The sequence below is a fragment of the Paenibacillus sp. HWE-109 genome, from assembly GCF_022163125.1.
Lineage (GTDB): Bacteria > Bacillota > Bacilli > Paenibacillales > NBRC-103111 > Paenibacillus_E.
In genome coordinates this window covers 1,346,672-1,359,419 of the sequence record NZ_CP091881.1, presented here as the reverse complement: position 1 = coordinate 1,359,419, position 12,748 = coordinate 1,346,672, and the positions used below count along the sequence as shown (strand labels likewise).

Sequence of the window (12,748 nt, the reverse complement as noted above, 5' to 3'; positions counted from 1 at the left end):
ACTATCATACCCACAGCAAGGGCTGACGGATCGCGATGTTGCGACGAACTTCCATGTCCGAAGGGTCCGAATCAAGGCTGTTCCACAGTTCTATATACGCCTTACTGTCAAGCGCCAGCCCTGCGAACAACAGGGATGAGACCTTAGCCGGCCAGCCTTCGAAATGCTCTACGTCCGGAGGATACGGCCAAGTGGATTTATCCTGCAAATAAGGGAACAGGTAGGACAGGCCTTTGCGGATTCCACGACCATCAGGCAGCTCGAAGTTCCACAAGTTATGTTCCGGCGTCGAAAGAATGTGACACAGCGTCACCATATTATCCAGCACGAATATCGCGTAGCCATACGGTTTCGTGCGCGCTAACTCACGCGGGAAGCTGCCGTCTGGGGCCATTTGGTCAGGGAGCAGCGATTCTTTGAACCTTTGCCTGCAAAAGCGAAGCATTTCTTCATTATTCGTAAACCAGGCAAATGCAGCCGCCTGCACGAACCAGCAAACTCCATGGTTATTAGGCGCATTCATCTCTTCGATGCCATTCTCATGTGTGCTCATCCATGTTAAATAGTCGGCAAACCACCTCTGAAGTCCCTGATACATGTCGGCGGTCATACGAGTTGAAGCTTTCAGAGCCTCAATAGCGAACGGCACATCGATCAAATGCAGGGTATCAATAATACCGATGCCTCTGCCGGAGCAAATACCGGGTATAGCTTGCGCATAGAGGAGATGCGGATTCATCTTCGTCGCTTCATCCAGGAAAAACTCCTGTAAAAACGTTACCGCTTTCTCTGCGTAAGCCTCGTTTCCAGTCACCGAATACCCAGCGGCCAAGTTCGCCACATGGGTTCTCATGCTTCGCAATAACAGCCGATGGCTGTCGAAATTATCGGGATTGCTTTCGCCATCCAATCGTACATAAGGCAGTCCGTCTGCGGTATCGGGGTTTGGCCACCAGTAATCACCGTTCGAATAATAATCGTGCAAGCCGCCTTCGCTTGTGGCAGCTCTGGCACTCGTAATAGGAACAGGGCTTTCCTTCATTGACACATCGGCTTGCTTGATAATCCACTTCATGTCAAATAAGGAGAGGCGTTCGTTCTGCTCGCTTGCTTTTGCTAGATTCATCATAGTCTATACCCGCTCCTTGCACTGTTTAAAATATATCATTGTCCCAGCCCATCAGCTTAGCCATCGCTTCCAAGTAGTAATAATCACCGTAAATCAGCGATACGTTGACATCCTTATTGACGGGCTTGTTGCCTGTAGCTTCAAGCAAAATGCCTTCGAATTCAGGCCGGTCCAGCGTGCTGAAATTATGCGACAAGGAATGCATGATCGATTCTGCAGCTTTACGGTACACCTTTCCTTCTTCCGGGGGCAGCTGCTCTGCGATTGCCAGAAGACCGGAGGCCCCGATGCTTGCGGCTGACGTATCTCTTGGCTCTCCGGTTACATCCGGCACACGGAAATCCCAATAGGCGACGTAATCATCGGGAAGACAGCTAAGATAATAATTCGCCGTACGCTTGGCGGCGTCCAAATATTTGCTGTCCCCCGTATACTTGTATGTATTGGCCATGCCATACAAAGCCCAAGCCTGCCCCCGGCTCCAAGAGGAGGTCGGCGAATACCCTTGACCTCCCAAGTATTCCTTCACATCACCTGTATTCGCATCGAACACGGTAATGTGATGCGATGAACCGTCTTCGCGGAGTGTATGCCGCAGCACCGTATCCGCGTGTGCACGCGCGATTTGAGCAAATCTCGGATCGCCCGACTCCTGCGATGCCCAAAACAAGATCGACAAGTTCATCATCGTATCGATGATCGAACCTCCGGGACGGTCTGCCTGATTTTGCGCCCTTATAAATCCTCCGGCCAAGTTAAAGCGGCCAGCTAATAGGTTCGCAGCCTGCAGCCCTCTGCGCCTGGCGTCAGCGTCACCCGTCAGCTTATATTTAATCACAGCCGTGCTTAAAAATTGAAACCCTACATCATGATGGAACCGATTCTCCCGCAAAAAGCACTGTTCGATCCGCTCATCCCATGACCATGCAGCCTGACGATACGATTCTTTGCCCGTCATATCGTATAGGATCCACATCATGCCTGGCCAAAAACCGGAAGTCCACCAGTCCAGGATCACATCGTCATAAACACCAGACACGGACGCATGCGGGCATTTATCCCCCATTTGTTCCATCATCCGATCCACTTTCGTTTGAAGCTGACTCCACCATCCAGACCATGGTTCTTCCTGCATGCCTGTAAAGTTAGCCATCGATCTTCGATCTCTCGTCATACGTTCGTTTCACAATCAATCATGACATGAATCGTGTCGCCTTTATGCTCATTACGCAGCTTAAACGCTTCGGCAATGTTGCTTAAGTGGACCACATGCGTGATCATTTCCTCCGTATTGACAAGTCCATCCAGCACCAGCTGCAAGCCTTTGTTGAAATAATGGCGATTATCGATATCCCGCTTCGGTTCCGTTGAGAAAATGTCGAGCCTCTTCTTATGAATTTTGAAGAAATCGACCGGCTTATGGCAAGTCCCAATGCACCCGTACATGACGATGCGCCCATTCTGGGAAGCAACATCAATCGCATCAACCATCCCGTCCCCCTCCAACAAGCAGGGAATGACCACATCGAAGCCATCCGGGAAATCTTTGCCCAAAATGTCCAACGTATTCGCGTCTGGCGACGGCATCTTATAGGTATGGGTTGCCCCGTACTTGCGGGCAAGTTCCAACTTTTCATCGAACAAATCCGTTACCACAAGGTTCCGCGGGCTATACAAGCTAACTACCTGCGTCATCACCAAGCCGCTGACGCCTTGTCCGGTGATCAGCACATTTTTGTGAGGTGAAATATCGCCAAGCTCTGCCGCATGAATAATGCCGGGGAGCACCTCGATCAGCGAACCTTCAATGAGAGGAAGCGCCTGTGGAAGAACTTTGACAGAAAAAGGCGTACAGCAAACATATTCAGCGAATGCTCCCCAAATATAGCGAAGTGCTACAGGATCTCCCACCTTGAGACCGATGACATTGGGTCCTATTTTATCGATAACGCCAGCCACTTCATGCCCAAGCCTTGTCGGATACGAGACAAACTCGGGCTCGCGAGCCCCGCGAAATACTTCCACATCACTGCCGCATATGCCGACCCACTTCACCTTTACCCTTACTTCGCCTTCAGCAGGTTCGGGAATTAGCGCCCTTTTTAACGTGATAGACCCAATTTCCTCCACAACCGCGCACAACTGCGTACCCTCGCCATCATAATCGACCAACTGCATGGGTGGAACAGACATTTTTCTAACCATTTTTATTAACCCCTATCCATTTATCCAGTATATGATTTGCCATTATTTTATTGCCTTCCGTGTTCGGATGCAGATGGTCTGGGAGCATGCCAACATAAGCTTCTCCAAGAATATCCAGACCGTTTATATAAGTAAGATTGGAATCCCCGTAAGCAGTTAAAATAGTCACCGCTTCCTGGATTTCTTCCCTCATTGCAACCAAGTTCATCCCTACTATGTTTTCATCCGTTTCCCTGTGAGGGCAATAAATAGGCGAAAATATAAATAGGGGCGTGTTGCGATGCTTTTCCCGAATGATCGACACCATGCCAATAATAGCCGAACGAAACGTCCGGATATTTAAACTATTGCCTCCCATCACATTAATGCCGAGGCACAAGGAAATAACGTCAGCGGGAAGGTCACGGATGACGCGAGCAACCATCGGTTCCAGATGGCATTGCCCGGCAAATCCCAAACAGGTCAGGTCCCAACCTTTGCTGCGTGCTACGATTGCGGGCCAAGTCAGAGCAGGACTTGCAGCTGAGCTGCACTGCGTAATCGAGCTGCCGTAGGCGACCCAGCGGGGCTGATTGTTTGGCAACGGAGCGGCCGATGCCCCTTCATCGACTTTTAGTGCTTTCACAATAACCGTAGCTTCTTGGGACAAATAAATGTCAACCCGCTTCATGCTGCCTGGCAAGTTTGTAAATAAACAAATTTCTTCTCCTGCAAGAAGCGATTTGGTTGCGACTAATTCATCTTCAATCACGATGTCAAATCGTAGATCTTTATCCGTTCTAGCGACATGCAGCTCCACTGAAGTCGAATCGCTTACAAAAGCAACTCGAACACCCGCTGCTTCCCCTGCTTTCTCCACCAATTTAGAGGCGTACAAGCTGAGCTGATCATGCGGCAATCGCCATGGCCGGAGTCCAGCATCCGTCGTTTCGATGGAAACGGCCCCTCGAAACCACTCTTTATTTAGTTCAATCGTTTGCATGCTTCCATTCACCTCTTTGTAAAATAGGCAAGCTAGGAAGTCCTATTCTGCCAATGTGAGACATTTTGTAATATGCGCGTTCAGCTGACTTATTCACTCTATGTAAGGGAACTGTAGGACGCTATTTAGGCAAAAAGCAGAGATGCCAGCGGGTTAGCGGAACTACAGGGCCTTATTTCCGCCAAAAGCGCTGAATTTCCCACCAAACAGCAAAATAGCGTACCGTAGTTCCCTCACCCTCGCAATATTGACACTTTAGACTGAAATAGCGTACTGTAGTTCCCTTTCGCGCAAGGCTGCTGGGTTGCTCTGCGCAAGGCAGCTGGTTCCCTCTTGCGCGAGACGCATGGGTTGCTCTGCGCAAGTCAGCTGTCTCGCGCGAGATAGCTTGATACCTCTGCACAAGGCAGCCGGGGAACTCCTCTCCCACTCCAAATACATTATGAAAACAAAAAGCCGCGATTTCCGCGACTCTTTATGCAATCAGACCTTGGCTCAAGCCAAGGGTGCAACAGGAATCACCGGCTTATCCTGCATGATATCGCCGCTAGCTTGCATCCATGAAGCCAATTCGGAGGCAAGCCGTTCGATGACCTCGGCATTTGCCGGCTCTGCCGACAAATCTTGCGTTTCCCAAGGATCGCTCCGCAGATCGAACAACTGGATTCGTTCCGTTCCTTTGTTCGTTTCTGGGGAGCGATAATAACGGATCAGCTTCCATCTTCCGTCCGTGACCATCCGCTGGACATCTCGATAAACCGAACCCACGATACCGCGAACGCCATCAATTTCCCCTGCAAAGATGGGGCATAGACTTATGCCTTCCGTTTCCTCCGGCAGATCGACGCCGCATAACCCGGCAACAGTAGGAAAAATATCGATATTGCTGGCCAGCGCAAGCTCCTGCTTGCCCACCGGCACGCCTGGCCCACGGAAAATAAGCGGTATGCGCACGCTGTGCTCGTAAAGGTTTTGTTTGCCCATAAGTCCGTGCTGCCCGACCGCCAAGCCATGATCCGCCGTATATACGATAAGTGTATCGTCATAGATGCCCTTAGCCTTCAGCGCTTCGATGACTCTACCGATTTGCGCGTCCATATGGCTTATCATCGCATAGTAATCGGCTATATGCCCTCGAATTTCGTCTTCGTCCCTCGGCCATCTTGCAAGCTTCTCGTCCCTAACCGTCATATCGCCGGTATCGAATGGATGCTCCCCCACAAAGTTCGGAGGCAGCGGAATGCCGGATTTGTCGTACATGCTTGCATACGGCTCTGGTGCGGTTCGGGGATCATGCGGCGCAGTATAAGCTACATACAGGAAAAACGGCCGATCCTCCTGATAATCCTCGATAAAGTTAACGGCGGCGTCCGTAAACAACTCCGTCGAGAACGTATGTTCCACATACTCCTTTTCCTTCGGATAAGCCCCGGTCACGTCATAGTCGTGCACAGGAACCTTCGTATGCTCGCTCATTCCGTGAAAAGCCAGCTTATCCCCTCCCTCGAAACTTCGAGCGAAGCTTGCCTTGTCGTTATGCCATTTGCCGATCGCATGCGTCAGGTATCCAGCCTCTTTCATCGTTTGCGGCATGATCCGAACATCCGGACGAATAACGCTCGAATGCTCCCGGTTCGTCATGTCTTTGCCGATCATCGCCCGGAAAATCGGGATGCCCGTATGGACGCACGCTCTGCTCGGCGCACAAACCGCTCCGCTTAGGCCGCCGAATATATGCGTGTTGCGGCAAGATGTCCCGCTGGCAGCCAGCGAATCCAATACTGGCGTCTGCACCGTTTCATCGCCGAACGCGCCAATGGCTTCACCACGATGATCGTCCGCAATGAGAAACAACACATTAGGTTTACCGGGCAAAGGTTTTCCGGTTGAAAGCTTCTTTGTGTTCTTTTCTTTCATCTTCTACCTCACTCTCACGAGACAGAATTACTCTCGGATGCGGTTACTTTTTCGATTTATACTGGGTATAGGCTTGCTGATAAATTTCCAGGTAGCGTTTGATGTTCATTTTGTCCAGAGTGCCCAAATAGTTGTTCCACTCCTTGTCAATGTCCAGCGATCCTGTAACCGTCTTCGCAAAAAATTCAGTGCGGTAGTCCGTAAGCGTCTTCTCAAGCGTAGAAAGCTCCTCTGCTTGTTCGTTGGTGAAGAACAATGGCGGCACAATTTTGCTTGGATCGGTTGCGTAAGGCTCGTATTTTTTAGTTTCATTATACAAAATAAGTTCAAGTGAATTTTTCGGATCCGCTACGACGCTTAAACGCAAATCGTTGGTCCGCAGCGAAGGTCCCGCCTGTGCCCAGTGAATGTTCTGCAGCTTGCCAAACGTGGCAATCGGTTTCCATTTCGCTTGCTTGCCGTTAACGCCTAGCTCACCTTGCGCTGGACGCACCCACTCCTGATCCGGGCGGCCCTGCGTGCTGCGCAGTGTCGCTTCTTCTGAAAGCAGCAAGTCAGCCATACGGAAAGCGGCAGCGGGATTTTTGGCCTTATTGGTAACGACGTATTGGCCTGTAGATACCGCATATGGATTATACGCAGTTGAGCGTATGCCAGACGGTCCTTTGAGTGGCGGTACGGATACATAATCTTTGAATCTCGGGTTATCCGCATCGACAAATACCGTTTGGTTTTGGGAGGCGATAGCTCCTGCGATCGGGATCTCCGGGTTCATGCCCATTTGTTTCAACTGGTTTCTATCCTGTGTAAACGATTGCGGAGATATTAAACCTTCAGCAAACAGTTTATGAATATACTTCAAAGATTCCTTCCACTCCGGTTGATTATAGGCAACTTGAATCTTACCGTCCTTAACAAATTTCAAGTTGAAATCCTTCTCGACAAAAGCGCTGGTCAAAAACAAGTCCAGTGTCGAGGAAGGGCCGTTGGTAGCGCCGACTAGCGGGATCTCATCTGCCTTGCCGTTGCCGTTAGGATCTTTTTCTTTGAAAGCTTTGAGTACTTGATAAAACTCGTCCGTCGTTTCCGGCATTTTCAATCCGAGCTTGTCTAGCCATGTTTGATTAATCCACATCTTTTGACCGAGTGAGCAGTGGTAGCAATCATTCACCTGAGGGACCGAATAAATTTTGCCGTCAGGCATCGTAATCAGATCTTTGACATAGGAAACCTGCTCGAACATCTTTTTCATTTCAACGCCATATTTATCAATATACGGGTTCAGCGGAATAAACACGCCATCCTTACCGTAAATCGACTGCTGAACCGGCGACACGCTCATATTAAGCAGGACATCCGGATAATCGCCGCTTGCGAGTGAAACGTTCAGTTTCTCTGCAAATGTTTTTTCTGGAGCGACTTCCCAATCGATGTGAATGTTCGTTTTCTCCTCCAGCCACTTGGTGAATTCATTCGTTGCGAAGTTTTCAACAATGCTGGAGCCTTTGACCATAACCCTTAGCGTCGTCTTTTCTTTCGTGATCGGGAATACCCCTGCTGCTGTTACTTGATCGTCACTGCCTGCTTCCTTCTTTGGATCTGCACCCTTTTGTCCGCTGTCCGCACATGCGCTTAGAAGCGCTAGAGAAGCGGTAACTGCTACTAAAGCTGTTAACCCTTTTTTCATGTAAAAACCCCCTTTAGCCTTTGAGTGATCCAATCATCATGCCTTTGACAAAATGCCTTTGTATGAATGGATAGATGATGAGTACGGGCAGCGTAGACACGACGATAAGGGAAAACTTCAAAAGCTCCCGCAGGCCATCCCTTGCTGCTTGATCGGCAACGTCGGTGATCATCGACGCGTCGACCTCGTTTTGCACCAAAATATCCCTTAATACCAGTTGAATTGGGTACAACTCCTGATGTTTTAAATAAAGCAGTGCGTTAAAATATTGATTCCAATGTCCGACTGCGTAAAACAAAGAGATAACAGCGATGATCGGACCTGACAAAGGAAGTACGATTTTCCGCACAAACGTAAAATCACTGCATCCATCCATTTGAGCCGCTTCAAGCAATTCATCCGGAATGGTCGTTTGAAAATACGTGCGAGCAATAATCATATTCATGACGGCAAGAGCTCCCGGAATAATTAAAGACCACCTTGTGTCGATCATACCTAGCTCTTTCACAACCAGATAAGACGGGATCAATCCGCCAGAAAACATCATTGTGAATACAAACAAAGCCATAATGCTATTGCGTGGCATAAAATCTTTTCTGGACATCGGATAAGCCGCAATGAGTGTAAAGAGCACATTGATCGTCGTTCCCACTACGGTATAAAAGACTGAATTCAAAAAGCTCGACATAATTAAACGATGCTTGAATACCGCTTCATAACCCGCTAGCGTCGGCTCGACCGGATACAACCAGACTCTGCCGGAAATAACTGCTGTGGATGAGCTGAAGGAAGCGCTGACAATGTAAACCAGCGGATATAGAATCGTAATCGTAAAAATGAATAGGATGATGTAATTCACAATTGTAAAAAGCCTGTCATCTGCACTTTCTTTAATGCTTCCCGTCATAGACGTGCCTCCTTATTACCACAGACTGGTTTGCCCCAACTTTCTGGCTATCCGGTTGACGAGAACCAGCAGGACCAGATTAATGACTGATTTGAACAATCCAATGGCTGACGAGTAGGAATAGTTGATGGCTGTTGATGCCAATCCAACTTTGTACACAAAAGTATCAATGACCTCAGATGAGCTCATATTCAGCGGATTCTGCATCAGCAATACCTTTTCGAAGCCTATGTCCAGCACATGGCCGGTGTTCATGATCAGCAAGATAACAGCAACCGGCATAATACCTGGCAAGTCGACGTGCCACATTCGCTGTACTTTATTGGCCCCATCCACAACCGCTGCCTCGTGCAGCGAAGGATCGACAGCTGCAAGCGCTGCCAAATAGATGATGCAGGAAAAACCAACGTTTTGCCAAATACCGGACCAGACAAAAACGTGTGAAAACCATTCAGGTATGCCCATGAAATTGATTGTCGGCAAGCCGAAATATTTCATAATCGTTTGAACGAGGCCAACCCGCGGGTCCATCATTTGGAGAATGATGCCTACCATCACGACGACAGAAATAAAATGCGGTGCGTAAGTAATCATTTGCACGGTTTTCTTAAAGAACCGAGCGTTGACGTAATTCAAGGATAGCGCAAGAATAATTGGGAACGGAAACCCCGCAAATAAACTATAGATGCTGAGCAGGATCGTATTTTTCATAATCCGCACAAACTCATACGAATGGAAAAAACGATCGAAATGCTTCAGACCAACCCATTCACTGCCCCATACCCCTTTAGTCGGAATATAATTTTTGAAGGCAATCAAAGCCCCATACATCGGAACGTACTTGAATATGAGCAAATAAATAATCGGCAGCAGCATAAGCACGTAGAGCTGCCAATGGCTGGATGCGTTCTTCTTCAGTCTAGACAAGTAACTTTCCTTTTTAACGACAGATGCAGACAATATCCCCCTCTTGCTAGCCGAAACTTCCATAAATCCCTCCCTCTCTCGATGTCCATGACTCGGTATGTTTGATGTCTTTCCTATATGTAGCATACAAAAAATAGGGACAGCCGGGCATTGTGCTGTTTTACACCGGCATGACTTTTTTTGCGCTGGACGACGGCATGCGAATCGTAACCTTCGTACCTACACCCAGGTCGCTTTGGATCGAAAGTCCATACTGTTCTCCGAATACCATCTGAATGCGATTATGCACATTAAGCAGCCCGATGCTGCCTTCGAATGTGGGTTGTGTATCCAGCAGACTCTCCTCCCGGCTGTTCCGGAAACGCGTATTTATTTGCAGAAGCGTCTCCGCTTCAATACCGCAGCCATTATCTTCCACAATGACATAAAAATCCGTTTCATCCTTCCAGGCGTCAATAATAATCGTGTGAGTATCCTCGATCCCATAGGGAAACGCATGCTTAAACACATTCTCGACCAAGGGCTGCAGCGTCAAGCGAACCATACTGTCCAGCAAGTAATCCGTACTGATGCGAACATCGATTTCAAATTCCCGCTGATTGCGATATTTCATAATAGCCATAAAATACAGAACGTGTTTAAGCTCGTTGGCTACCGTAATTTTCTCCAAATCGGTGCGTATGGAATAGCGCAGCATATACGACAGAGATCGAACGATGTCTTTGATCTCACTTGATTTCTGGATCACGGCGTAACAAATAATAATTTCCAACGTGTTGTACAAGAAGTGTGGATTAATCTGTAATTGCAGCGATTGAAATTCGGCCAGCTGCCGTTTCATTAAATTGTCCTGATTGCGCAGCTCGGTCTCATAAACCCGATCGACAAGCTCTTCCAGCCGGGTAACCATCGTATTGTAGCTGGTAATAAGCTGATCCATCTCATCACGGCTTCCAGTCAGAGGTACTCGAGTCCACTGACCTTTGGCCGTCTGACGCATCCCGTTTTCCAGAAGTCGGACTGGACGAACGATAGATTGTCCGAAACGATAAGCTAGAAATAAGGCTAAAATCAATGTAAAGATACCTACAAGCAGCGTTGTTTGCCGCAAGTCTGATATCGGCTTGCTCTGTTCAGCAACCGACATGCTAGCCACCAGCGTCCATCCGGAGTAGTCGGACTTGCGACTAAAGAAAACCCGTCCCGGTTCTCCAGGCAATTCAAAAATTTGGTCTTTGTTCGCTTCAACCGTATTGAAATGCATGCCGTCAAGCTGCTTGCCGATCCGGCTTGAATCCGGATGGTATAAGATTCTCCCACGATCGTTAACGATGAAGAAATACCCGGATTTCCCGAGTTTTATCCCCTTCCAGAGCGTGTTCAACTCCCCAATCTTGAGTTCGAAGCCCATGATGCCTTTGAACGATTTCGACGAGGTTCGGTCCGCCAATTTGCGAATCAGTGTGAGATGTCCGTCCAGAAATCCGGATTCCTGAATCGTCAGCTTTCCGTTTATATCATCGTCCTCCTTCATCTGTTCAATATATTCTTCAAAGCCTTTATAATTAAAAGGAACAATGTGGACATTGAAATCCGTTGCCTGGAAGCCGTTATAACCGACAATGTATGTCATGGATATTTCCGGGTTATTGATGAGAACCGGTTGAAAGACCCCCTTCATAGCTATTTCAGATGTATAGAAGCCAGAAGTCGAATGGTTTGGAAGATCCAGCGCCTCCTTCACGACAGGAGAAATTAGAATAGAAACCGTTGCCCGCTCGTAGCTTTTCAGGAATAAATCGGTTTCATGTAGAACATTATCCACGATTTGAGTCAGCAGCCCTTCATACTGATTCTCCAATTCGTTGGACGACCGCCAATAACCGGTAACCCCCACCGTCACCAAGGTCAGCGCGATAATAATGACAAAGTAAAGGTACACCTTGCGCACCAAGCTGTGTTTCATTACTTAATCCCAAGCAGCGCGCGATATTCGGTAGGGGAATAGCCCGTTGCCTTTTTGAAGACTCTGGAGAAATGGGGGTAGCTTTCGTAACCGACTTCGGCTCCAATATCGATGATTTTGTAGTGTGGAACGGCAAGCAGTTGTTTGGCTTTGTCAATTCGTTTGCGCATCCGGTATTGCACGAAGGTCTCGTTCGTATTTTTCTTAAAATAATGACTGAAATAGGTCGGTGTTACGCCCAGCTTCCCAGCAACCATGTCCAGTGAAAGCTCCTCCTGGAAAAGATGCTCATCGATGTACTGAATAGCCGCCTCCAGAACATTGATTCTTTCATGCTTGCGATACTCGCTCAGCCGCTGGATCCATAGGCCAATTTCGGCCTGAAACCATTCATACGTTATCGTGGTGACTGTGTTTTCCTCCAAAAGCGGCTTCACCTCCATCTTGTACGCCCCTCTGGCATTCAGTTTCTTGAGCAGCAGCCTGACAGCATCGCATACTCGCTGGTACTGCTGAATGTCCGTATCACTGGGGAACAACTCCCTCTTTCCTACCTCAAGCAATTCATTAGCCCGGACCTTATCCAACATCCAAACCGCTTCCTCCAATTGATCGATCCACTGTTCAAAAAGGGTGAAGGAAACTAGCGCCGCATCCCGCATGGCGAGCACTTTATCCAGCACTGGAAAAAGTTCGATTTCTGTAATAGGTTTCAGCAAATATTCCTGTACGCCGTATGACATACATTTTTGTGCATAAGCAAAATCACCGTATCCTGATAGCACAACGACTTTGGTGAAGAGCTTGAGCTGCTGAATATTTCGACAGAGCTCCAGACCGTCCATACGCGGCATCCGAATATCCGTCAACACAACGTCAGGAGGGTTAGCCATGATGTTCGACAACGCGGACTCACCGTCCGTAAACGTATCGATCTCACTAAACCGTTGATATTCCCAAATTAACGTTTTGAGGCCAATCCCGATGATAGGTTCATCGTCAACAATAACAATTCTGGCCATTCGCTT

At 48.3% G+C, this 12,748-nt stretch carries 10 protein-coding genes; all 10 read right to left on the bottom strand.

Annotation, left to right across the window (positions count from 1 at the left end):
* Positions 1 to 4: 4 nt before the first annotated feature.
* The 10 genes from LOZ80_RS05510 to LOZ80_RS05465 all read right to left on the bottom strand — a co-directional run bounded on the left by LOZ80_RS05510 (position 5) and on the right by LOZ80_RS05465 (position 12,742).
* Entirely contained in the window at positions 5 to 1,129 is a 1,125-nt protein-coding gene (locus LOZ80_RS05510) for an alginate lyase family protein (RefSeq protein ID WP_238170485.1), read from the bottom strand.
* 25 nt (positions 1,130 to 1,154) lie between these two features.
* Positions 1,155 to 2,282, bottom strand: a complete 1,128-nt coding sequence (locus LOZ80_RS05505; protein WP_238170484.1) for a glycoside hydrolase family 88 protein — start codon at positions 2,280 to 2,282, stop codon at positions 1,155 to 1,157.
* A 17-nt stretch (positions 2,283 to 2,299) separates the two neighbouring features.
* Positions 2,300 to 3,334 carry a zinc-dependent alcohol dehydrogenase gene (locus tag LOZ80_RS05500; RefSeq protein WP_238170483.1) on the bottom strand — a complete coding sequence of 345 codons (1,035 nt, stop codon included), beginning with the start codon at positions 3,332 to 3,334 and terminating at the stop codon, positions 2,300 to 2,302.
* Complete coding sequence (locus LOZ80_RS05495; RefSeq protein ID WP_238170482.1) at positions 3,327 to 4,316, bottom strand: SGNH/GDSL hydrolase family protein; 990 nt, start codon at positions 4,314 to 4,316, stop codon at positions 3,327 to 3,329. Before LOZ80_RS05495 ends, LOZ80_RS05500 begins: the two co-directional genes overlap by 8 nt.
* 495 nt (positions 4,317 to 4,811) lie before the next feature.
* Positions 4,812 to 6,233 (bottom strand): sulfatase family protein, encoded by a 1,422-nt coding sequence (locus LOZ80_RS05490; protein WP_238170481.1) that lies wholly within the window; start codon positions 6,231 to 6,233, stop codon positions 4,812 to 4,814.
* A gap of 43 nt (positions 6,234 to 6,276) precedes the next feature.
* Entirely contained in the window at positions 6,277 to 7,920 is a 1,644-nt protein-coding gene (locus tag LOZ80_RS05485) for an ABC transporter substrate-binding protein (RefSeq protein WP_238170480.1), read from the bottom strand.
* Positions 7,921 to 7,933: 13 nt separating this feature from the next.
* Positions 7,934 to 8,827, bottom strand: a complete 894-nt coding sequence (locus tag LOZ80_RS05480; RefSeq protein WP_238170479.1) for a carbohydrate ABC transporter permease — start codon at positions 8,825 to 8,827, stop codon at positions 7,934 to 7,936.
* Positions 8,828 to 8,842: 15 nt separating this feature from the next.
* Positions 8,843 to 9,817, bottom strand: coding sequence for an ABC transporter permease (locus LOZ80_RS05475; protein WP_238170478.1), 975 nt, complete (start codon positions 9,815 to 9,817; stop codon positions 8,843 to 8,845).
* A 97-nt stretch (positions 9,818 to 9,914) separates the two neighbouring features.
* Positions 9,915 to 11,720, bottom strand: a complete 1,806-nt coding sequence (locus LOZ80_RS05470) for a cache domain-containing sensor histidine kinase (RefSeq protein ID WP_238170477.1) — start codon at positions 11,718 to 11,720, stop codon at positions 9,915 to 9,917.
* A complete protein-coding gene (locus tag LOZ80_RS05465; RefSeq protein WP_238170476.1) occupies positions 11,720 to 12,742 on the bottom strand; it encodes a response regulator in 1,023 nt (340 codons plus the stop codon). The genes LOZ80_RS05470 and LOZ80_RS05465 overlap by 1 nt, the downstream gene beginning before the upstream one ends.
* Between the last annotated feature and the right edge of the window lie 6 nt (positions 12,743 to 12,748).

Bases quoted from the DNA above. Each gene is read 5' to 3' on its own strand.
- LOZ80_RS05510 (WP_238170485.1), bottom strand. From the start codon at position 1,129: ATGATGAATCTAGCAAAAGCAAGCGAGCAGAACGAACGCCTCTCCTTA.
- LOZ80_RS05505 (WP_238170484.1), bottom strand. From the start codon at position 2,282: ATGGCTAACTTTACAGGCATGCAGGAAGAACCATGGTCTGGATGGTGG.
- LOZ80_RS05500 (WP_238170483.1), bottom strand. From the start codon at position 3,334: ATGGTTAGAAAAATGTCTGTTCCACCCATGCAGTTGGTCGATTATGAT.
- LOZ80_RS05495 (WP_238170482.1), bottom strand. From the start codon at position 4,316: ATGCAAACGATTGAACTAAATAAAGAGTGGTTTCGAGGGGCCGTTTCC.
- LOZ80_RS05490 (WP_238170481.1), bottom strand. From the start codon at position 6,233: ATGAAAGAAAAGAACACAAAGAAGCTTTCAACCGGAAAACCTTTGCCC.
- LOZ80_RS05485 (WP_238170480.1), bottom strand. From the start codon at position 7,920: ATGAAAAAAGGGTTAACAGCTTTAGTAGCAGTTACCGCTTCTCTAGCG.
- LOZ80_RS05480 (WP_238170479.1), bottom strand. From the start codon at position 8,827: ATGACGGGAAGCATTAAAGAAAGTGCAGATGACAGGCTTTTTACAATT.
- LOZ80_RS05475 (WP_238170478.1), bottom strand. From the start codon at position 9,817: ATGGAAGTTTCGGCTAGCAAGAGGGGGATATTGTCTGCATCTGTCGTT.
- LOZ80_RS05470 (WP_238170477.1), bottom strand. From the start codon at position 11,720: ATGAAACACAGCTTGGTGCGCAAGGTGTACCTTTACTTTGTCATTATT.
- LOZ80_RS05465 (WP_238170476.1), bottom strand. From the start codon at position 12,742: ATGGCCAGAATTGTTATTGTTGACGATGAACCTATCATCGGGATTGGC.